The sequence below is a fragment of the Aquimarina spinulae genome (assembly GCF_943373825.1).
Taxonomy (GTDB): Bacteria; Bacteroidota; Bacteroidia; order Flavobacteriales; family Flavobacteriaceae; genus Aquimarina; species Aquimarina spinulae.
Window position 1 is genome coordinate 3,438,617 of sequence record NZ_CALSBP010000002.1, and the last position, 21,604, is coordinate 3,460,220.

The following is a 21,604-nucleotide window of genomic DNA, read 5'->3' on the forward strand; positions in this document are numbered from 1 at the left end:
GAAATGCACTTCGAGATGCATTAGATGCGAAAGAATAGAAGATAAAAACCGTGTTGAGCATATAAGACTCAACACGATTTATTACTTTTAATTTTGATTCCCGTTTCTTATAGGAGTACTGCCATCTGGGCATAAGCTATTACATGGAGAAGGAATCATTACTGGGATTCCTCTATAATCTCTATAAATGCATCTGCAATCATCATTTAGACCACCACCATTAATTGTTCCTTGCTGGCTTTTGTCTAGTTGTTTAACATCGTTTAATTTTAGAATTTTTTTTATCATAATTTATTGATTTTTGGATAATTAAATTTTATTTGCCATTGATTAAAGCCGGTTAAATTTGAAATTAACGATCAATGGTATAATCGGATTTTTAGGATTAATCAATAGGGGCTATAGGTAAAAAAATCTCTTTTATATAAAAGAGAATGTAATTTATATCTGCCCAGAAATAAGAGCTTCTTGGGATATGTCTAAGTCAATTACGGGTTCACTTGTAAGTGGATCTATTTTTTCCTTTCCTCCTCCAACAACTATTTTTTGCTGGGTTTTGGTAAGTGCGATTTTGTTAGAATTTGAAATTTTGTTTAGCATTGTTTAACGTTTTAAAATTAAAATGATTTCTCTTATTGAATAGATAAAGAACTCTCTTATACGCGTCCAGAAATAAGAGCCTCTTGAGATATGTCTAAGTCAATTATAGGTTCATTTGTAAGCGGATCTACTTTATGCTTTTTTCCTCCAATAACTATTTTTTGTTGGGTTCTGGTAAGTACGATTTTGTTAGAATTTGAAATTTTGTTTAGCATCGTTTAAAGTTTTAAATTAAAATACTTTCTCTACAGTTTATAGACATCTGAGTGCTGGTCTGAGCATTCTTTACTTCATAATTTTATTAACTATAAAGTGAACTCAGTTTCAAAAGTAATGACGAGCCTTACAATTAAACACCCTGAAAACAGGGTTTTGAAAATTGACTAATCATGAAAAGTGGAAGTATGCTATTTTATACCGAATTTGTTTAAGACTATATAAAAAAATAAAGAGACCTCTTTGGGAGATCTCTTTATTTTAAAATTTGAATATAATTTTTTAGAAACAAGGTGGTCCTTGCACCCATGTGGTGCCGTTATGATAACAGCAACTTAAAGCAGGGTTACAACCTCTTCTCTTAAAAACAAGGGGAGGTATTCCTCCTACTATGTCTTTTTGTTGTTCTTTAGAAAGGCGTTTGGCATGTTTCAATTTTGTGATCTGATTCATATCAACAGGTTTTAAGGTTAAAACTTTTTATTAGGTTTCAAGAGGTTCTCGAACCTCAGAAACGGTATCTTCTTGATTTTCTGTCATCATACTCATAAAGTAGAAAAACTCATTGTAATTATATTTTTTAGGATATAATGTATTGTTAATAAGCGATGCAGGAGTATAATAGAGATTGTTTTTTTGAGCCCATTCGGATTGTTTTTTCAAAACTTCGAGATGATTTTGAACGTCTTGAGGGATGCCATATTCTTTTATCCATTTACTATGAGTTCTGTCTGCAAACCACTTGTTATAAGCAATAATAAACTCATCTGGCCCCTTACTATAATATATTTCTAAAAGGATAAGAGCTATTTGTGTAGCTTTATCATCGGGATCTTCTGTTTTAACATTTAAACGAATACTAATTTGAAGTTTATCTCCCATAGCTTTTAATACACGCGTGTAAGCCTCAAAAGCATCTTTACAATATCCACACATAGGATTGGTAAGACTAATAATTTTAAAGCTTGCATTGGGGTTACCTAAAATGATTTCATTTGGGATAGTCGCATTATCTTCGATTTTTTCTGAAATACTAAGTAAATGGTTATAAATCTGCCCATCTCTTTTGAAATGATTTAGCTTAAAGTTATCGGCTTTAAACTTTTTATTTTCTTTTACTTTTTCTTTAGTATACAAATAAGCTAAAGCAAATAATGATGATAACATTATAAAACTAACTACAGCCGAAATATCGATATTAAACGGAATATTAAGTATGGCTATGATAGCTAACCCAAGAGATATAGAACCCATAGCCAAACATACTGCACACCATTTTTTTACAATTAATGCTTGAGAATAAATAGAATATAAAATAAACGGAATTCCTATTAACGATGGGATAAGTAATATACTATTGAAACCATAAAATAATTGATATAGTGACATAGAACCAAAGAAAACAATTCCTGCATCAGCTAAAGAAAAATTCTTAAAAAGTTGACCACTATTATTGTTTATAACCTCCCCACAATTTGTATTTCCGACCGATGTACAAAATTGATGCATAGCTTGTGACTGTATGCCTAGACTTTCTCGTACAGCGAAAAAACTAAAAACAACTCCTGTAAATGATAATAGTAAAAAGAATGCTTGATTAATATCCCAGGACCTACCGTAAAAAGCAAAAATTAAACTAGCTGCTAGTCCGACAAGTAATACGTTTTGAATAAGAGATTGATTAGAAATAAGTTTTTGCTTGGCATTATACTCAACAGCAATTACCTTGGGAATCCAAATTTCTTTAAACTCATTAAAAGTAAATTTCTTTTTTTTAAGGCTGGAGTGTTTAAGTTCTATACTATCACTTTTTTTGATTACCGTAACGATTTCCTCTGCATTTTCTACCGTGATTAATGAAATAAAACTTTTGGGCAGTTGATCCAAAGCATCCATAGGAATCTCTACAGCGATATTATCAATATCAAAATAATCTAAAGTATCTGTAATAGATTGAAAACTTGGGTAACTGGGGTGTATTTGTAATTGTAGTTCCAGATCCTTTTTGGTATAATTTCCAATTCTGTTTTGGACCAAAACACTTTCTACAATTTTTTCAATAGTATTATTCATGTATATCTTGCTTAGGATTATTAGTATGATATTTTCATTCTTAACGAGAGAAATACCACAAATCGTTTAATTTTTAGAATAAAATTTTCTCTAAAGTAAAGATTTTATTAAGTAAAAAGAGGCGTTATAGACTCAAAAAATATATGGTTAAACCATATTTGTGTTGGTTTTGTTTGTGATGTCTAGAACTTAAAACACTAATAATAAGTATTTTATGTTTTATTTTGAATTAACTAAATATGATGATGTAAATAGTGTTAATCTTTTATAAAGTTTTAAAAAATAGCTTTCTTAATAGCCGTAATAGCGTATTAGAATAGTATGAATCTATAATTTAGGGAATAGAATTTTAGAAGAAAAATTAAGTTTATATAAATAACCGGTGTGGTATAAGAGGATGAATTTCTATGAATTCACCCCCTTTTTTCCTAACTAAAAAATGGCAACTTTTATATATAGTCTACATTGTTTTTTTAGACAGGGTAGCCACATACATTGTCAATACATCTAGCACCTGTACAACAAGATACGCCATTTTTTCCCTTACTGCATGGAGCGCCATTACAACCACGTCTTCTTCCTCCGTTAATAGATTGTTGTTCTTTTTTGTTCAATGTTTTACCATTGGTAAGATTTAGAATGTTTAATAACATAATTAAAATTTAATAAATTAATGTATTCCCCCGAACTTTTATAGACACTCAGGTTATATGTCTCTATGTTTTCACTTATTTGTTTTAAAGTGATGTGAGTCTTGTTTAGAGTGATGTAACTACTAAAGGCCTATTATCGCGTTGGTGAAATTATAATGTTATAAACATTATGTTATCCCGATTCTTTGAATAGTCAAGAAATCAGGACAATCTTATAATTTTTATTTTTTTTGTTTGTGTACTATTTAAATTCATATTAAAGGATTTTTTGATCTTGTTATATATGTTGTTGGATCACAGATATTAATGAGAATCTTAACAAGACACCGATGTGTTGATATAGAGAATAGTAAAAGAGGGTGAATTCCTAAGAATCCATCCTCTTTTTATAAGCCAAAAACTAGAGGTTTATGACTCTCTTAGGCCCAATAACCACATAAGTTATTTTGGCAAGTAGTACCTCCACAACAAGGTACATTATTTTTACCACTGCTACATGGATTGCCATTACAGTTATTGGCTCTTCCTCCATTAATAGATTGTTGTTCTTTTTTGTTCAATGTCTTGCCATTAGTAAGGTTTAAAATGTTTGATAACATAATTAAAGTTTAATAAATTAATATAGTATTCCCCGAACTTTTATAGACACTCAGGTATATGTCTCTATGGTTTTACTATTTGTTTTGAAATAGCAGAATAGATTTTGAGTTATTTTTGTTTGATAAAAAATTACCTTTTGTAACGAATCATAAATAAATAGAAGGTTTTTAGTATTTTTACAAAAGAGACCTCCTTGATAGAGGTTTATAATTCTTAAGTCCAATAACCACATACATTATTACGACAGGTAGCACCTCCACAGCAATAGGGATCACCATTTCCATTAATTCTACATGCTCTACCAGCACAGTTATAATGCCCTCCGTTAATAGATTGTTGTTCTTTTTTGTTCAATGTTTTACCATTGGTGAGATTTAAAATGTTTGATAACATGATTAAATTTTAGAATTAAAATTCCCTGAACTTTTATAGACACTCAGGTATATGTCTCTATGATTTTACTATTTGTTTTAAGTAACATATAGCTTTCTAATAGTTTTGTAAAAACTAGTATGTTATAATTTTTTATGTTTTTGTTGGTGTACTATTTAAATTTATATAAAAGGATTTTTTAACCTTAGTCTATCTCTTGTTAGATCACAAATATTAACAAGGCACAGATGTGTTGACATAGAGAATAATGAAAGAGGATGAATTTATAAAAAATCACCCTCTCCTAAATTTCCTCTAACAAGGAAAACTTCATATATAGAGTTGACATATGTTTTGTTTGCACTTAAAAAGTCTACTACAACAAGCACCGTGGCCGTCTACCATGCATGGATCACCTTGGCAATTGACGTTTATTCTTCCTCCATTAATAGATTGTTGTTCTTTTTTGTTCAATGTTTTACCATTGGAGAGATTTAAAATGTTTGATAACATAATTAAAGTTTTAAGATTTAATTTTCCGAACTTTTATAGACACTCAGGTCTATGTCTCTATGATTTTACTATTTGTTTTAAGTAACATATAGCTTTCTAATAGTTTTATAAAACTAGTATGTTGTGGATGTATGTTATCCCGATTCTTTGAATAGTCAAGAAATCAGGACAATCTTATGAAGTTTTGTAGGATGTTAATTAGATGCTCTACTATTAAAATTCAATAGTATTGTTTTGTTATTTTTGCTTTTTCAAAATGATATGAGAATGAATAGAAAATATCTGTATCCAATGTTGATTATTATAGTCACTGTTGGGTTTTATTACTTTGAAGGGTATATTGAAAATAATGATTTTACAGAGAAGAAAACTAAAAACACGACTGATTTAGGCTTTTATTACCTTCCGACATCTACCACAGGAGCTATAATAGTTCATGATTTTTATTCATTATCATATTCTGAAAAACATGAACAGGCAGAATGGGTAGCTTATGAATTGAAAAAAGAACATTTATCTACAAATGAATTTAAGCGACCTTTTTTTGAAGAAGATAGAAAAGTAAAATCGTCTTCTGCAGATTGGCGCAATTACAAAAAATCTGGATATGATAGAGGGCATTTATGTCCGGCTGGTGATAGGAGATTTACATATCAGGCCTTTGAAGAGACATTTCTTACTTCGAACATTACACCTCAAAATCATGAGTTTAATAGCGGTATCTGGAATTATTTGGAACAAAAAATAAGATATTGGGCCAAAGCGTATGATGGAGTATATATAATAACAGGTGGTATATTATCAGAAGATCTTCCTACAATTGGGTATGAACATATCTCTGTGCCTAAACAATTTTATAAAATTGTATTTAATAATTCTTCCACTAATCCAAAAATGATTGCTTTTTTGATACCACATAAAGATACTAAAACACCTTTAAAAAACTTTGTTGTGCCTGTAGACGAAATCGAAAAATTAACAGGGATCGATTTTTTTACATCATTAGAGGATAAAGTAGAGAACCAATTAGAAGCTTCTTCTGCTACCCAAGGATGGAAGTTTTAATATTGATGTTTTTAGTGTTACCACTCATTTACTCGATTAGCGTCTAGTTTAATAAAAATAAAGAGTAAAATTGTAAATCCCCATAAGCTAGACCCTCCATAACTAAAAAAAGGAAGAGGAATCCCAATAGTCGGTATTAATCCTGTTACCATTCCTATGTTTATTGTAAAATGAATAAATAAGATACCAACTACACTGTAACCATATACGCGGCTAAATTGAGATTTTTGTCTTTCGGCTAGATGGATAAGTCGAATTAATAATAAAATAAATAGAATTATAATCATAGTGGCGCCCAGAAAACCCCACTCTTCACCAACGGTACTGAATATATAATCGGTACGTTGTTCTGGAACGAAACGTCCTTTAGTCTGTGTTCCTTCTTTCCATCCTTTGCCAGTCCAGCCACCGCTACCAATAGCGATCTGACTTTGATTGATATTATAGCCTTTATCTTTTGAATCTACTTCTTTGCCTAAAACAATATTGAATCGATCTCTGTGCCTTTGTTCGAATACGTGGTTAAAGATATAATTAACCGAAAAACAAAATCCGGCTACTACAATAATGGTAAGAAGATATCTTGAGTATTTCGGTTTTCGTTTTCTATTTCTAATAAGTATAAATAGCATAATAGCTGCAACCACAAGAACTACCCATATTGGATTAAAAAGCAATGTGAAGATAAATAATCCTGCAGCAGAAGCTCCAACAATTAGATATATAGTGGCCAGACCTTCTCTGTATAATGGAAAGAAAAAAGCAGCATATACCAATGCACTTCCCGGATCGGGCTGGGGTATAATAAATACGGCTGGTATTACAATAATTAAAAAAGCTCTAACCTGATAGCCAAGAATTTTTATATTAGTTTGCATATCACTTAAGAATTTAGCCAGGGCTAATGCTGTACATGCTTTGGCAAACTCTGAAGGTTGTAACCCGGCAGGCCCAATCTGATACCAGGATGTCGCACCATTTATATTTTTTCCAAATACAAAAAGACCTAATAATGATAGTAATGATATTACATAAATTAATCCAGCAAAGCGTTCATAAAATTTTGCCTCTATAGCCTGAGTGATAATAATCAATACTATGCTGAATAAAATCCAATAGGCTTGTCTAACATATGCATGTGAAAAATCAGCTAATGAGAAGGCTTCATTCTCAGAAGAAGCAGAGTAGATGTTTACCCACCCAAAACCAACAAGTAATAAAAATAATAAGACTGTTACCCAATCTATTGCAGCTACACTGGATCTTGCCATTATTGATTAATTTTAAATGGTTCGCCACTGTAGGGTTTGGCATATTCTTCTTCGAGACTGTGTGTGAGAATCCAATCTTCTAAATCTGTTCTAGAGATGACCCCGTTTGTATGTTGTTCTATCATTAGTGAAGCAATTTTTCCTGCATAACGAGCACCCCAATATCCGTTTTCGACAAATACAGCTATTGCTATTTTGGGATTATCTTTTGGAGCAAATGCTACAAAAACAGAATGATCGGTAAGTTGGGTTTTTTTACCATCAATTTTGGTAAAGTTTTCTGCTGTTCCTGTTTTTCCACATATCTCAATACCTTCGACTTGTAAGGATCGAGCAGTACCTTGGGTATATACCTGATACATTCCTTCTACCACAGGTTCAAAATGCTCTTTGTTAATTGTTGTAACTTTAGGAATAGTATAATTTTCGTTTTCTATGGGCTTGCCATCTATTGCTTTTATAATATGCGGAGTAAAATAATGTCCCCTGTTTGCAATCGCAGCAGTCATATTTGCTAACTGTATAGGAGTAGAAAGTACTTCTCCTTGTCCTATAGCATTAGACAATGTAGCAGATGCATACCATTTATAAGTTGGATATTGATAAATCTTATTGTAATATTTTGCGGTTGGCACTTTCCCTCTTTTTCCTGTTGGTAAATCATAACCCAAATAATTCCCTAAGCCAAAACTTTCAACATGTTTTCTCCAAGTTTCCATTCCTTCTTGCGGAGTGTCATACTTTTCAATAATTCTTCTGTATACTGTTGCAAAATATGCATTACAAGAATTAGCTATACCTGGAATCATATTTAAAGGGCTTCTGTGGGAATGACAACCAAGTTTTCTTCCATTTTTTCCATAATAATACCCCATTCTGCAAGAAATACTTTCCTGGGTATCAATTACCCCTTCCTGTAATGCTATCAATGCATTAACTGTTTTAAATGGTGATCCCGGAGGGTATTCGGCTTTTAGACCTCTATCAAAAAGTGGTATAGCAATAGTGTCATAAACTAATTTGGTGAAATTCGGAGACCGTTTTCTTCCTACTAATAATTCTGGTTTGTATGTTGGAGCTGTTACCAAAGCCAATATTTCTCCTGTAGAAGGTTCTAGAGCTACAATACCTCCTCGTTTGTTTTGCATAAGTTTTTGTCCATATGCCTGTAGTTTTGAATCCAGAGTTAAGGTAAGATCTTTTCCATTTACAGGAAGAGTGTCAAATTTTCCATTTTTATATGGCCCTATATCTCTATTAAACCGATCTTTTTGAATTCGTTTTACTCCTTTGATACCCCTAAGCTCATTCTCATATTGTTTTTCTACACCATCAATACCAATAAGATCTCCAGAGAGGTAATAAGGATCTTCTTTTATTAACCTTTCGTTTACTTCACCAATATACCCTAATACGTTTGCAGCATTAACAGTTTGATAATCCCTTAATGAACGTTTTTGAATATAAAAACCTTCAAATTTCCTCATTTTTTCCTGAAGATAGGCATACTCATCTTTGGTCAATTGTGGTATAACTATAGAAGGTACTCTTGGAGAATAGACTCTAGCTTTTTTAAGCCTTTTTATAAGTTTATCTTTACCGATATTAAGAATAGAACAAAACTCTAAAGTATCAAAAGGTTTTAATTCTCTGGGAATAACCATAACATCGTATGAAGGTTGGTTGGTGACCAGTAACCTTCCATTTCGATCATAAATAGCTCCTCTTTGAGGGTAATCATAAATTACTTTGATCGCATTATCTTCTGATAACGAGGCAAAAGAAGTATTGTATATCTGCAAATAAAATAACCTTGCAACAAAGACAATACCAGTAGTAATAATTATTAGGTAGAGTAGTAATTTTCTCATGAATCATTTCTTCTAAACAATACCAAAACCAGCATGGTAATCACTATTGTAAATAAACTAGAAAATAACGTTTTTTTAATGATTAATAGTATGTGAGAGAAGTTAAAAATTTCTAACGAGAAAAGTACAATATGATGTGTTAAAACCATTAAGATTACATAAGCAAAACGTTCACCAAATCCAACATTGCTTAGTTTTACGGTTTGAAACTCATAACTAAGCCCAAATACCGATCGCAATGCTACTGGACGAAAAAATGCAATAACTGTACATGCGGCGGCATGTACGCCTCCAGAATCACCAAACATATCTATGATCAATCCTAACATAAAACTTACTACAAGAAAAAGCCCTTTATTAATATTGATAGGGGCCATAAGAATAAAAATGATATAGATATATGGGTTTAGGTATCCTAAAAAATTAATATGGTTTAAGATAAATACCTGAATTAAAACCAAAACAATGAATCTAATGATATGTAGTAAAGTATCCCTGTTCATGATTTAATTCTCTAAGCTTTTAATTTCTTCAATATCCCTACTTTTTATTGCATAAACAAAACCAATATCACTCATGTCGTTAAATAATTTGACATCTATTAAATAATAGCTTTTGTTTTGATTTAATTTATAACTGGCAATTGTTCCTATTCCTATTCCCTTTGGAAAAATAGTCGAGCGACCATGTGTTATAATAGTGTCTCCTTCTCTAAGAATTGCTTGTCGAGGGATAGTCTCTAGCTGAACAATATTTGGATCTTTTCCATTCCAGATTAAAGAACCATACTGGTTAGACTTTTTTAATCCGGCATTAATTCTAGAATTACTGTTAAGAATAGAAATCACTCTACTGTAATTTTTTGAAGTATTCTCTATAATTCCTATAATCCCTTTATCTGTAATAATCCCCATATCGGGTACAATACTATCTTTTTCGCCTTTGTTAATCAGGATGTAGTTATCAATTTTGCTGTAATCATTTTTAATTACCCTGGCTTTGGTAAAAGTATAAGGTTTATCAAAAGATAGCGTGTCCAGATATTTTGTAGCAACAGAATCTACCCCTAGAGCACTTAGTTGATTACGAAGGTTTTCATTCTCTTCTAGTAATCGCTGATTTTCCTTCTTTAGACCAAAATAGTCACTTACCGAGTGTTGCCAACTATATAGCGCTCCACTTAAAAAATTGGTAGAACCAACAAATTTGCTTCTATGGTAAGAATGTGATTGTATAGTAAAAATCAGTGCTATACATAATAGTAGTAGAAATAGCAGAAAACGTTTATTCTTAATTAAAAAATTAATAATCTGCTGCATGATTTAGAGTATGATGACTTCTTTGGTTAAACGTTCTATGTTAAGCTAAGCCTTACTTAGCAAGTATTAAAGCAGGATAACGTAAAATCAGAAATTTAGGTATATTTCAGGAATGTTTTTTTACAACATTATTTTATCAAAACACTCTTATACCTATTTAGGTTTTTTAGTGTAATCCCTGTACCTCGTACAACTGCTCTTAACGGGTCTTCTGCAATATAGACTGGTAAATCTGTTTTTTGTGATAAACGCTTATCTAATCCACGTAACATAGAACCTCCTCCTGCAAGATATATACCGGTATTATAAATATCTGCAGCAAGTTCTGGAGGAGTTTGCGATAAGGTTTCCATTACAGCATCTTCGATACGTAGAATAGATTTATCAAGTGCTTTAGCCATTTCTCTATACGAAATCTGAACCTGTTTAGGTTTTCCTGTAAGTAGATCACGACCCTGAACATTCATTTCTTCAGGTGGTAACTCCAAATCTTCTGTAGCAGCACCAATTTGTATTTTTATTTTCTCAGCAGTACGCTCTCCAACATATAAGTTATGTTGTGTACGCATATAATATATAATATCATTGGTAAATACATCTCCTGCAATTTTTACCGATTTATCACACACAATTCCTCCTAATGCAATAACTGCAATTTCTGTAGTACCTCCACCTATATCCACTATCATATTTCCTTTAGGCTGCATAATATCTACACCAATACCAATTGCAGCTGCCATAGGTTCGTGGATAAGGTATACTTCTTTTCCATTTACACGTTCTGCACTTTCTTTTACAGCCCGCATTTCGACTTCGGTAATTCCTGAAGGAATACATATCACCATACGTAAAGCAGGGGCAAATATTTTTTTCTTCAATGCCGGGATATCTTTGATAAACATACTTATCATTTTTTCACTGGCATCAAAGTCTGCAATTACCCCATCCTTAAGTGGGCGAATAGTTTTTATATTCTCATGAGTTTTTCCCTGCATCATGGCAGCCTCTTTTCCAGCTGCAATAATTTTACCAGTCATAATATCTCTGGCCACAATAGAGGGACTATCCACTACTACTTTGTCATTGTGGATCACTAATGTGTTAGCGGTACCTAAATCTATTGCAATCTCTTCGGTAAAGAAGTCAAAAAATCCCATAAAAGTCAAAAAAAGGGGTTAAAATTCAGTAAATGTAATAAAATTAATGTTTAAAATGACGTGTTCCGGTCATAACCATTGCAATTCCGTTTTGATCGCAGTAATCAATGCTCAATTGATCCTTGATAGAACCTCCTGGTTGGATCACAGCTTTAATACCTGCGTTGTCTGCAATTTCTACACAATCTGGAAAAGGAAAAAAAGCATCACTAGCCATAACCGCTCCATTAAGATCAAAATTAAATGCCTTTGCTTTCTCTACAGATTGCTTTAATGCATCTACTCTAGAGGTTTGTCCTGTTCCACTTGCTAATAATTGTTTTTCTTTAGTAAATACTATCGTATTTGATTTGGTGTGTTTACAGATTTTTGATGCAAATAAAAGATCTTCTATTTGCTCTGATGTAGGCGCTACCTTAGTTACGGTCTCCAAATCTGTTTTGGCATCCGTTTTAAGATCTTTGTCCTGAACCAGTGCACCATTTAAACAAGTACGTACTTGTGTTTTTGGCAAATCGATATCCTTTTGTACTAAAATAATTCTGTTTTTCTTTCCTTTTAGGATCTCTATAGCTTCAGTACTAAAAGAAGGAGCAATAACAACTTCGCAAAATAGTTTATGAATTTCATTGGCAGTTGCCGAATCAATTTCGCTATTACTAATTAAGATACCTCCAAATGCCGAAACAGGATCACCAGCCAATGCATCAATATACGACTGAAGAACAGTTTCTCTTTGTGCTAAACCACAAGCATTATTATGTTTTAAAATTGCAAATGTTGGCGACTCTCCTTTAAATTCACTCATCAGGTTTACTGCGGCATCAACATCAAGCAAGTTGTTATATGATAGTTCTTTACCGTGTAGTTTGTCAAACATAGTATCAAAATCCCCAAAGAAAAAACCTTTTTGATGCGGATTTTCGCCATAACGTAATACCTTACCTTTGGTTTCGCTTATTTTAAGAGAAGCAATTTCATGATCACTATTAAAATAATTAAAAATTGCCGAGTCGTAGTGAGAAGATACATTAAAAGCTTTGGCAGCAAAACGTTTACGATCTGCCAAAGAAATAACTCCGTTTCCTTCAGAAATCACTTGTAAAAATTCTGCATAATCATCAACCGAAGCTACACAGGTTACATCAGAAAAGTTTTTGGCAGCTGCTCTAATTAATGAAATTCCACCGATGTCTATTTTCTCAATAATATCTTGCTCAGGTGCACCAGAAGCTACCGTTTTTTCAAAAGGATAAAGGTCTACAATAACAATATCAATTTGAGGGATCTCATATTGCTCAAGTTCTGCAACATCACTATCGTTATTTTGACGATTCAGGATTCCTCCAAAAACTTTTGGGTGCAATGTTTTAACTCTTCCACCTAAGATTGAAGGATAAGACGTAACATCTTCAACAGGGATAACATCAATACCTAAATCTTTAATAAATTTTTCGGTTCCACCCGTAGAATAAATTGTGATATCAAGTTCGTCTAATTTTTTTACGATAGGTGCTAATCCTTCTTTACTGAATACAGAAATTAGTGCAGATTTAGCAGTTTTTGCGTTGCTCATGAGAAAATTTAGTTAGTAAAATGCAAAAATAGCAATTTAGTACCCAATTAGACAATCAATTATGTGTAATTGTTTTCAATAAATTGTAACAAAAATATAAGGAAAACGTCCTATATTTAAATAATTTAAAATCCAGTTCAAAAAATAGAACATGCTAATCTATCTTAGAGTACTTAAGGAAAGCTTTAATTTTGCTATTAATGCACTTGTAAACAATAAGTTGCGTACATTTCTTTCGCTATTGGGTGTTACTATTGGGATTTTTTCGATTATAGGTGTTCTTGCTGCGGTAGACTCTTTAAAACAAGAAATCAAAGGAAGTATAAGCTCTCTAGATAATAGTACAATTTATCTCATGCGTTTTTCTTTTGGCCCTTCTGATATACCACAATGGAAACGAGAACAATTTCCTGATGTAACTTTTGAGGAATATCAATATATCAATAGATCAATGCCTGATCTTAAAGCAGCCAGTTTTATTTTGAACGTAGCTCCTGAAACAATTAAGTACGAAGATAATAGTATAAGTAATGTAGAGATTGCGCCAGTTACTAATGATTATTATGATATTGAAGAATTACAGGTCGTAAAAGGAAGGTTTTATAATGAGCAAGAATCTGTGGGAGGTGCTCCTGTAATCGTTATAGGGGATGAGATAGCTAATAGCCTGTTTGGTTCTAGTGAACCCATAGGGAAAAAGGTACGATTATACGGAAGAAAGCTTACTGTAATAGGAGTACTTCAAAAAGAAGGAGCGGGTCTTTTTGGAAATAGTAAAGATACAGCTGTTATTCTTCCTGTTAATCTGGTTAGAAGGATTTATGGAGATAATAATAAATCATCTTTTCCTGCCATAATTATTAAGCCAGAATCTAATATTGATATCCCAGAATTTATAGCAGCCTTAAAACAAAAAGTAAGAGCATATAGAGGGTTAAAGCCCGATGAAGGGGATAATTTTTTTGTAAATCAATTACAAGGGTTTACAGATTTTATAGATAACATTACTGGTACGATGTCTACTATTGGAGGTTTTATAGGTATGTTTTCACTTCTGGTAGGAGGTTTTGGAATTGCTAATATTATGTTTGTAAGTGTTAAAGAACGAACGAACTTAATAGGTATACAAAAGGCATTAGGTGCTAAAAAAAGATTTATATTATTTCAGTTTCTGTTTGAAGCAATTATTCTTGCTATTTTTGGTGGATTAATTGGACTCTTGTTGGTTTGGTTAATTTCGATATTTGCATCGCAGTTTACAGGTGATTTTAAGTTTATACTTTCTAGTTCTAATATGTTTTGGGGAATGTTTTCTTCTACGATAATAGGTCTGATTGCCGGGATTTTACCTGCATTGTCAGCTTCAAAATTAGATCCTGTAGAAGCAATCAGAACAGGGATGTAATTCTGTCCTAATCGTTTTGGCGGAAGATTAAAATTTCACATAATTTTTTGAATAAAGTTCGTTCGATATAAAATAAATACTTTTCCTTATTTTACTTCAGCTTAAATTTTAAAATCACTTCATGCGTTCCATTGGTATAGGTATTTATATCAGATGTAACATGCTCATATGCATAGCCAATGCTTAATAGGTTTTCTAAAAAACTAGCAGTAAAAAATGCCGTTATACTTTCGTCTAACCGATAATTAGCTCCTAGTTCTATTCGCTCTTTATATACAATTGAAGTGGTAAGGTCCAAAGATATAGGAGCATTGTTTACGACTTTACCAAGTGCAGAAGGGCGTAATTTAAAATCATTGCTAAGATCAAAATCATATCCAGCACCTAAAAACACCTGCAGATCATCGCTAGCTGATACAGGATTTAACCCTTCTTTTTCATACCTGTCATTAGATAGCAACCCGGGAGCAGAAAGTGATATATAGTACTTCTTGGCTTTTAGATAAAATCCTACACCCACATTTGGATTAAATGTATTTACATTTTGGGTGAATAATGGGTCATCTTCAATACCAACTTCATTAAGATTTATTTTTAAAAAAGACCCTCCGGCTTTAACCCCGGCATATAGGTTTAACTCTTCAGCAACTTTTATTTTATATGAAAAGTCAGCATAAAGATGTGTTTCATCTAACACAAAAACTTTGTCACTTACAGCGGTTAATCCAATACCGATATTTTTGCCTATCGGAGAGTTTATATTAAAGTTAAGAGCTTCTGGACCGTCTTTAACTCCAGCCCATTGACTCCTTACTGCAAATATTGCTTCAAGACTACCATTGGTACCTGCATATGCAGGAGTGATTACATTCATGTTATATCTATACATACTAAAATGAGGGTCTTGTTGGGCGTTACCAGTAAAAGACATGATGATCGTAAAAACTATATATTTTAAATACTTCATTTTACTTTTATTTTGTTGATTTTGATGGAAATAATAACAGTTAGATTCTTTCTTTTTGAAACTATACATGATTAATAGTTTATATAGATCCATCCGATAAGGGGAGGTACTGCTTGACTGCCTGTTTCGATAATGTAATAATATGCTCCGGCAGGTAATTTACCATTTCCAACTGCTAAACGGCCATTGGAGATTCCGTCCCAATTATTTTGATAATCTTTAGCTTCAAATACTTTAGTGCCTGATCTGCTAAATAGTTGAATCGTATGATTAGGAAAATCTTCAATTCCTTCTATTACCCAGGTATCATTTATCCCATCTCCATTAGGAGAAAACCCTTTATCAAACGTAAGCGTTGCTACTGGAATTTCTTGCAGCGTATTAATCGTGAAATTGGGAGAATCTGTAACTCCAACTCCTGGGTTGCCAGCAATATCGGTTACCCCGGTATTATCCAAAGTGATACTATTTTCTGTATCAGCTATTCCGGTTGTTGGAGTGTATGTAGCTGTAAAAGTGATATTGCCATCGGTAGAACTTACTGTTGTGAGCGTTCCATTAGGTATTGTTAGATCTGTATTAGTAAAACCAATTACGGCTTCAGAAAAAATAATGGTTATAGTAGCTGTATTGCCTGTTGTTAATTCGTCATCGCTAATTTCTACAATTGCTGTAGGTGGCATCATATCAATAATAAAATTAGAAGAGTTTGTTGTTCCCGTTCCTGTATTCCCAGCACTATCAGTGATTCCGGTATTATCAAGAATGATAATGTTAGTGTTATCTTCTACATCGATTGCTGGAGTATAGGTAGCTGTAAAAGTGATATTACCATCGGTAGAAGTAACAGCAGATAATGTTCCATTAGGAATTGTTAAATCTGTATTGTCGAACCCAGATGCTGCTTCAGAAAAAGTAACAGTTATTGTAGTAGTTTCACCTATTATTACTATAGAATCACTAATGGTTATAGTTGCAGTAGGAGGTATCGCCTTTTTATTTTCGGTATCCGTTGCTACACTTCCTGTATTTCCGTTTATATCGGTAAGTGTTACGCTTAATGTTATTGTACCGTCGGCTAATCCAGTCAGATCAATTCCTGAAATAATTGCTCCTGCAGAAGCTACGGTTCCTGATCCGGTTACATTGGTTCCTCCTCCAGAACTACTAAAGGTGTAATTATAGGTTGCGCCTACTTCTGCACTGCTAAATGTATAACTTACTGCATCATCATTCCCGGCATTAATAGGGCTTTGATCTATTGTAACCGAATATCCTGTTGGTACTCCAGTGTCTTTGGTTTCTGTATCGGTTGCTGCACTTCCTGTATTTCCGTTTACATCGGTAAGTGTTACGCTTAATGTAATGGTTCCGTCGACTAATCCACTAAGATCTATACCAGAGATAGTTGCTCCTACAGAAGCTACGGTTCCTGATCCAGTTACATTGGTTCCTCCTCCAGAACTACTAAAGGTATAATTATAGGTTGCGCCTACTTCTGCACTGCTAAATGTATAACTTACTGCATTGTCATTCCCGGCATTTATAGGGCTTTGATTTATTGTAACCGAATATCCTGTTGGTGCTCCGGTATCTTTGGTTTCTGTATCAGTTGCAGCACTTCCCGTATTTCCATTTACATCAGTAAGCGTAACGCTTAATGTAATGGTTCCATCTGCTAGACCACTAAGATCAATACTAGAAATAGTTGCTCCTGCAGAAGCTACAGTTCCTGATCCGGTTACTGTTCCTGCTCCTCCTGAAGTACTAAAGGTATAATTATAGGTTGCACCAACTTCTGCACTACTAAATGTGTAACTTACTGCATTGTCATTAAGATCACTGATAGGGCTTTGATTTATTGTAACCGAATATCCTGTTGGTGCCACAGTTTCTTTGGTTTCTGTATCTGTTGCAGCACTTCCTGTATTTCCGTTTACATCTGTGAGCGTTACGCTCAATGTAATGGTTCCGTCGGCTAGTCCGGTCAGGTCTATTCCTGAAATAGTTGCTCCTGCAGAAGCTACAGTTCCTGATCCGGTTACATTAGTTCCTCCTCCAGAACTGCTAAAGGTATAATTATAGGTTGCACCTACTTCTGCAGAAGAGAAAGTATAACTTACTGCATTATCATTCCCAGCATTGATAGGATTTTGATTTATTGTAACAGAATATCCTGTTGGTGCTCCGGTATCTTTTGTTTCTGTATCTGTTGCTGCACTTCCTGTATTTCCATTTAGATCGGTAAGTGTTACGCTTAATGTAATGGTTCCGTCGGCTAATCCACTAAGATCTATACCAGAGATAGTTGCTCCTGCAGAAGCCACGGTTCCGGTTCCGGTTACTGTTCCTGCTCCTCCAGAGCTACTAAAGGTATAATTATAGGTTGCACCTATTTCTGCAGAAGAGAAAGTATAACTTACCGCATCATCATTCCCGGCATTGATAGGACTCTGATTTATTACAACCGAATATCCTGTTGGCGCCACAGTTTCTTTGGTTTCTGTATCGGTTGCTGCACTTCCTGTATTTCCGTTTACATCGGTAAGTGTTACGCTTAATGTAATGGTTCCGTCGACTAATCCACTAAGATCTATACCAGAGATAGTTGCTCCTGCAGAAGCTACGGTTCCTGATCCGGTTACATTGGTTCCTCCTCCAGAACTACTAAAGGTATAATTATAGGTTGCGCCTACTTCTGCACTGCTAAATGTATAACTTACTGCATTGTCATTTCCGGCATTGATAGGGCTTTGATTTATTGTAACAGAATATCCTGTTGGAGCTCCGGTATCTTTTGTTTCTGTATCTGTTGCAGCACTTCCTGTATTTCCATTTAGATCGGTAAGTGTTACGCTAAGCGTAATGGTTCCGTCTCCCAGGCCACTAAGATCTATTCCAGAAATAGTTGCTCCTGCAGAAGCTACAGTTCCTGATCCGGTTACATTGGTTCCTCCTCCAGAACTACTAAAGGTATAATTATAGGTTGCACCTACTTCTGCAGAAGAGAAAGTATAACTTACCGCATCATCATTCCCGGCATTTATAGGACTCTGATCTATTGCGACAGAATATCCCGTTGGCGCAACGGTTTCTTTGGTTTCTGTATCTGTTGCAGCACTTCCTGTATTTCCAGATACATCAGTCAATGTTACGCTAAGCGTAATGGTTCCGTCGGCTAATCCACTAAGGTCTATGCTAGAAATAGTTGCTCCTGCAGAAGCTACGGTTCCTGATCCGGTTACATTGGTTCCTCCTCCAGAGCTACTAAAGGTGTAATTATAGGTTGCACCTACTTCTGCAGAAGAGAAAGTATAACTTACTGCGTTGTCATTCCCGGCATTTATAGGACTCTGGTCTATTGCAACCGAATATCCTGTTGGTGCTATATTATCAACTACAAAATTTTCAGGAGTATTTATTGATGAAGTATCGGTTAATGCATTACCTAAAGTATCGGTGATATTCTGCGAGACTACAAACCCTAAAGATACAGTTCCGTTAAGGGCTGCCAAATTACCTCCTGAAACGGTTACAAAAAAGGTGTTATTTCCCTGATCAGATACATTGGTAATAGTTCCTGTTGTTCCTGAAACAGAAAAATCATCTGTAGTTACATTAGTCACAGCTTCATTAAATAAAACTGAAAAAATAAGTGTATCAGCATTTGTTGGTGATGTTGTTGGTGTTTGTCTAGTGATAGATTGTATCCTTGGGGCTGTAGTATCTGAGCAGATTTCAAAATTATCAACAGCCAGATACACAAAACTAGATAAAATCTCTATTTCTATTTCATCTATATTAATAATACTAAAATCTGATGATCCATCTGTAGCAAAATCTACCTGAAAAAACCCATTGTTACCATTTGCTGTTGTAGTAGGAAAGCCTGTTGTTTTGGTAATGGTATAAACTGTTACTCCAGCTACTTTACCTCGTATTGCTAATGTGCCATCTGCCGTTGGAGTTGTCCCTGCTGTTATAGAAGATACATATAAGTATGTAGTATTAGCTGCAAATAAAGAATTATCTGTTGTTTTTATTGAATATGAACCTGCTCCAGTACCATTATTCTCTAAAAATTTATCTGAATTACCAACTCCTGCATTAACTTGATTTTTGACTACCAATCCATTGGTGGAAGAGAGCGGTACCCCATTGCTAGTAAAAGTAGATGCTCCATCTGCAAAAGATTCAAAATCTTCTACAAAACAAGCAGATACGGTATGATTTTCTCCACTAGTAAAAGCAGGAGGGCCACTGTTCCCCAATGCATCTTCAATATTTGTAGAAGCATTAAGGTCAATACTAATAGTACCCTCGCCAGAAATATTATTAACAGTAACTGTATAGATATTATTCGATCCAGTTACACCAGCAATATTTCCTGTTGTTCCTGTGGTGTCTACCGAAAAATCATCTGATGTAACATTGATTACATTTTCATTAAAAGTCACGATAAAATCTACAGAAGTATCTAATGTTGTTGGATTGCCTGATACTACAATGCTTTGTACTTCTGGAGCAAACGTATCTACAATGCCTTCTTCACAAAACTCGAAATGATCAACCGCAATATATACGAATGCTGATCCAATTACTATTTCTATTTCATCTACATTGGTAGTGCTATGATCAGCCGCCCCATCTGTAGCAAAATTAAGATTAAAAAACCCATTATCACCATTTGAAGTTGTAGTGGGAAAACCTGTTGTTTTGGTAATGGTGTAGACAATTGTATTGGCTACTTTGCCATTGATGGTCAATGTGCCATTATTAGTAGGAGTGGTGCCAGCTACTATAGAAGAGAGATATAAATCTATAGTTTTCATAGTAAATAATTCTCCTCCTGTAGTTTTTATTGAATATGAACCTGCACCACTACCATTATTATCTAAATATTGATCTGATCCACTAGCACCAGCATTGTTTAAGAAAAATACATCTAACCCGTTAGTAGAAGTAAAAGGAAGTCCATTACTACTAAAAGTGTTATTTGCAACACTGAAATTTTCAAAATCCTCTTCGAAACAGGCTGAAACGGTTTGTATTTCTCCTGCAGTAAATGCACTAGCATTACCATTAGTTCCATTTCCATTACCTAAATCATCAATAATATCAGTATTGCTTTTAAGATCAATGCTGATCGTACCTTCTCCAGAAAGCCCATTTACAGTTATCGTATATGAGGTTCCCGATCCACTAATTGCAGATATATTCCCTGTAGCACTGGCAGTAGCATCTATTGAAAAATCATCTGTAGTTACATTACTGGCATTTTCATTAAAAGTAACAATAAAATCAACCTGATTAGTTGTTGTAGGTGGTGTACCGCTTAGTACAATAGTTTGAATAAATGGAGGGTTGGTATCTGCGACTACTGCTTCTGGACCAAATGTGAATTCATCTACAGCAATATAAACGAAACTACCTGTTAGTTCAAATTCTAATTCATTAATATTCATTGAGGTGTTGTCTGTCCCTCCTTCTGTTGAGAAATCAATATTAAAAAAACCATTATCTGGTGAAAATGTAGTGGGTATTCCTGAGTTTTTTACCACAGTAAAAATAGTAGTACTACCTTGTTTACCTCTAATGATTACCCCTCCACTACCTCCAACAGTAGCACCACTATCTACAGAAAGAAAAATATCAGCATCTCTAGCAGTAAAGTTAGCACCATTTGTAGTTTTGATAGAGTATGTAGTTCCAACTCCAACATTAGAATCGTTATCCAAGTATACATTAGAATTGCTTGCACCTGATCCAGGAAAACTTGTTTGGGATCTAAATCCACCTGTTGTTTCAAAAGGTTGGCTGTTGCTGGTAAACGTAGTCTGGTTATTAGACAGAGACTCAAAAGTCTCTGTGAATTGAGCGTTAGTGTCATGTATTCCCCAAAGTAGGGTAGAGAATACGAAAAAGGTAAGGTATAATTGTTTCATA

At 33.9% G+C, this 21,604-nt stretch carries 18 protein-coding genes; 2 read left to right on the forward strand and 16 right to left on the reverse strand.

Annotated features, from left to right (window positions below):
• Positions 1 to 87: 87 nt before the first annotated feature.
• The 8 genes from NNH57_RS20220 to NNH57_RS20255 form a co-directional block, all read right to left on the reverse strand.
• Positions 88 to 288 carry a hypothetical protein gene (locus tag NNH57_RS20220; RefSeq protein ID WP_108807955.1) on the reverse strand — a complete coding sequence of 67 codons (201 nt, stop codon included), beginning with the start codon at positions 286 to 288 and terminating at the stop codon, positions 88 to 90.
• Positions 289 to 441: 153 nt separating this feature from the next.
• Complete coding sequence (locus NNH57_RS20225) at positions 442 to 600, reverse strand: hypothetical protein (protein ID WP_159099226.1); 159 nt, start codon at positions 598 to 600, stop codon at positions 442 to 444.
• Positions 601 to 656: 56 nt separating this feature from the next.
• Complete coding sequence (locus NNH57_RS20230; RefSeq protein WP_159099225.1) at positions 657 to 815, reverse strand: hypothetical protein; 159 nt, start codon at positions 813 to 815, stop codon at positions 657 to 659.
• A 283-nt stretch (positions 816 to 1,098) separates the two neighbouring features.
• Positions 1,099 to 1,269, reverse strand: a complete 171-nt coding sequence (locus tag NNH57_RS20235; protein WP_159099224.1) for a hypothetical protein — start codon at positions 1,267 to 1,269, stop codon at positions 1,099 to 1,101.
• A gap of 30 nt (positions 1,270 to 1,299) precedes the next feature.
• Positions 1,300 to 2,889 carry a vitamin K epoxide reductase family protein gene (locus tag NNH57_RS20240; RefSeq protein WP_108807954.1) on the reverse strand — a complete coding sequence of 530 codons (1,590 nt, stop codon included), beginning with the start codon at positions 2,887 to 2,889 and terminating at the stop codon, positions 1,300 to 1,302.
• A gap of 473 nt (positions 2,890 to 3,362) precedes the next feature.
• Positions 3,363 to 3,542 carry a hypothetical protein gene (locus tag NNH57_RS20245; RefSeq protein ID WP_132066209.1) on the reverse strand — a complete coding sequence of 60 codons (180 nt, stop codon included), beginning with the start codon at positions 3,540 to 3,542 and terminating at the stop codon, positions 3,363 to 3,365.
• A 419-nt stretch (positions 3,543 to 3,961) separates the two neighbouring features.
• A complete protein-coding gene (locus NNH57_RS20250) occupies positions 3,962 to 4,141 on the reverse strand; it encodes a hypothetical protein (RefSeq protein WP_132066207.1) in 180 nt (59 codons plus the stop codon).
• A gap of 214 nt (positions 4,142 to 4,355) precedes the next feature.
• Entirely contained in the window at positions 4,356 to 4,535 is a 180-nt protein-coding gene (locus NNH57_RS20255; protein ID WP_074409549.1) for a hypothetical protein, read from the reverse strand.
• Positions 4,536 to 5,294: 759 nt separating this feature from the next.
• On the opposite strand from NNH57_RS20255, the gene NNH57_RS20260 reads away from it, so the two are divergent.
• Complete coding sequence (locus tag NNH57_RS20260) at positions 5,295 to 6,092, forward strand: DNA/RNA non-specific endonuclease (protein WP_074409550.1); 798 nt, start codon at positions 5,295 to 5,297, stop codon at positions 6,090 to 6,092.
• Between the two features lie 17 nt (positions 6,093 to 6,109).
• Here the strand turns inward: NNH57_RS20260 and rodA are convergent, their stop codons facing one another.
• The 6 genes from rodA to purH all read right to left on the reverse strand — a co-directional run bounded on the left by rodA (position 6,110) and on the right by purH (position 13,286).
• On the reverse strand, positions 6,110 to 7,363 hold the full coding sequence (gene rodA / locus NNH57_RS20265; protein WP_074409551.1) for a rod shape-determining protein RodA: 1,254 nt from the start codon (positions 7,361 to 7,363) through the stop codon (positions 6,110 to 6,112).
• Positions 7,363 to 9,234 carry a penicillin-binding protein 2 gene (gene mrdA, locus NNH57_RS20270; protein WP_074409552.1) on the reverse strand — a complete coding sequence of 624 codons (1,872 nt, stop codon included), beginning with the start codon at positions 9,232 to 9,234 and terminating at the stop codon, positions 7,363 to 7,365. Before mrdA ends, rodA begins: the two co-directional genes overlap by 1 nt.
• Positions 9,231 to 9,737 (reverse strand): rod shape-determining protein MreD, encoded by a 507-nt coding sequence (gene mreD, locus NNH57_RS20275; protein ID WP_025668040.1) that lies wholly within the window; start codon positions 9,735 to 9,737, stop codon positions 9,231 to 9,233. The genes mrdA and mreD overlap by 4 nt, the downstream gene beginning before the upstream one ends.
• Positions 9,738 to 9,740: 3 nt before the next feature.
• Positions 9,741 to 10,553: a rod shape-determining protein MreC gene (gene mreC, locus NNH57_RS20280; protein WP_074409553.1), complete on the reverse strand. Its 813-nt coding sequence runs from the start codon at positions 10,551 to 10,553 to the stop codon at positions 9,741 to 9,743.
• Positions 10,554 to 10,681: 128 nt separating this feature from the next.
• Positions 10,682 to 11,710, reverse strand: coding sequence for a rod shape-determining protein (locus NNH57_RS20285; RefSeq protein ID WP_024772404.1), 1,029 nt, complete (start codon positions 11,708 to 11,710; stop codon positions 10,682 to 10,684).
• A 43-nt stretch (positions 11,711 to 11,753) separates the two neighbouring features.
• The gene (gene purH / locus NNH57_RS20290) at positions 11,754 to 13,286 is read right to left on the reverse strand and encodes a bifunctional phosphoribosylaminoimidazolecarboxamide formyltransferase/IMP cyclohydrolase (protein ID WP_108807953.1); all 1,533 of its coding nucleotides are present in this window, start codon (positions 13,284 to 13,286) and stop codon (positions 11,754 to 11,756) included.
• A gap of 151 nt (positions 13,287 to 13,437) precedes the next feature.
• Here purH and NNH57_RS20295 point away from each other — a divergent pair, with 151 nt between their 5' ends.
• Entirely contained in the window at positions 13,438 to 14,691 is a 1,254-nt protein-coding gene (locus NNH57_RS20295; RefSeq protein WP_074409555.1) for an ABC transporter permease, read from the forward strand.
• Positions 14,692 to 14,782: 91 nt separating this feature from the next.
• Here NNH57_RS20295 and NNH57_RS20300 read toward each other — a convergent pair whose 3' ends face one another.
• Complete coding sequence (locus NNH57_RS20300) at positions 14,783 to 15,658, reverse strand: PorP/SprF family type IX secretion system membrane protein (RefSeq protein WP_074409573.1); 876 nt, start codon at positions 15,656 to 15,658, stop codon at positions 14,783 to 14,785.
• A gap of 71 nt (positions 15,659 to 15,729) precedes the next feature.
• Positions 15,730 to 21,603, reverse strand: a complete 5,874-nt coding sequence (locus NNH57_RS20305) for an Ig-like domain-containing protein (protein ID WP_254504226.1) — start codon at positions 21,601 to 21,603, stop codon at positions 15,730 to 15,732.
• Position 21,604 lies beyond the last annotated feature (1 nt).

What these genes read in the sequence shown, in the direction of transcription:
- NNH57_RS20225 (WP_159099226.1), bottom strand. Translation starts at nt 600, where the DNA reads ATGCTAAACAAAATTTCAAATTCTAACAAAATCGCACTTACCAAAACC.
- NNH57_RS20235 (WP_159099224.1), bottom strand. Translation starts at nt 1,269, where the DNA reads ATGAATCAGATCACAAAATTGAAACATGCCAAACGCCTTTCTAAAGAA.
- NNH57_RS20305 (WP_254504226.1), bottom strand. Translation starts at nt 21,603, where the DNA reads ATGAAACAATTATACCTTACCTTTTTCGTATTCTCTACCCTACTTTGG.
- NNH57_RS20250 (WP_132066207.1), bottom strand. Translation starts at nt 4,141, where the DNA reads ATGTTATCAAACATTTTAAACCTTACTAATGGCAAGACATTGAACAAA.
- NNH57_RS20230 (WP_159099225.1), bottom strand. Translation starts at nt 815, where the DNA reads ATGCTAAACAAAATTTCAAATTCTAACAAAATCGTACTTACCAGAACC.
- mreD (WP_025668040.1), bottom strand. Translation starts at nt 9,737, where the DNA reads ATGAACAGGGATACTTTACTACATATCATTAGATTCATTGTTTTGGTT.
- NNH57_RS20295 (WP_074409555.1), top strand. Translation starts at nt 13,438, where the DNA reads ATGCTAATCTATCTTAGAGTACTTAAGGAAAGCTTTAATTTTGCTATT.
- NNH57_RS20240 (WP_108807954.1), bottom strand. Translation starts at nt 2,889, where the DNA reads ATGAATAATACTATTGAAAAAATTGTAGAAAGTGTTTTGGTCCAAAAC.
- purH (WP_108807953.1), bottom strand. Translation starts at nt 13,286, where the DNA reads ATGAGCAACGCAAAAACTGCTAAATCTGCACTAATTTCTGTATTCAGT.
- rodA (WP_074409551.1), bottom strand. Translation starts at nt 7,363, where the DNA reads ATGGCAAGATCCAGTGTAGCTGCAATAGATTGGGTAACAGTCTTATTA.
- NNH57_RS20245 (WP_132066209.1), bottom strand. Translation starts at nt 3,542, where the DNA reads ATGTTATTAAACATTCTAAATCTTACCAATGGTAAAACATTGAACAAA.
- NNH57_RS20300 (WP_074409573.1), bottom strand. Translation starts at nt 15,658, where the DNA reads ATGAAGTATTTAAAATATATAGTTTTTACGATCATCATGTCTTTTACT.
- NNH57_RS20260 (WP_074409550.1), top strand. Translation starts at nt 5,295, where the DNA reads ATGAATAGAAAATATCTGTATCCAATGTTGATTATTATAGTCACTGTT.
- NNH57_RS20255 (WP_074409549.1), bottom strand. Translation starts at nt 4,535, where the DNA reads ATGTTATCAAACATTTTAAATCTCACCAATGGTAAAACATTGAACAAA.
- mrdA (WP_074409552.1), bottom strand. Translation starts at nt 9,234, where the DNA reads ATGAGAAAATTACTACTCTACCTAATAATTATTACTACTGGTATTGTC.
- NNH57_RS20285 (WP_024772404.1), bottom strand. Translation starts at nt 11,710, where the DNA reads ATGGGATTTTTTGACTTCTTTACCGAAGAGATTGCAATAGATTTAGGT.
- mreC (WP_074409553.1), bottom strand. Translation starts at nt 10,553, where the DNA reads ATGCAGCAGATTATTAATTTTTTAATTAAGAATAAACGTTTTCTGCTA.
- NNH57_RS20220 (WP_108807955.1), bottom strand. Translation starts at nt 288, where the DNA reads ATGATAAAAAAAATTCTAAAATTAAACGATGTTAAACAACTAGACAAA.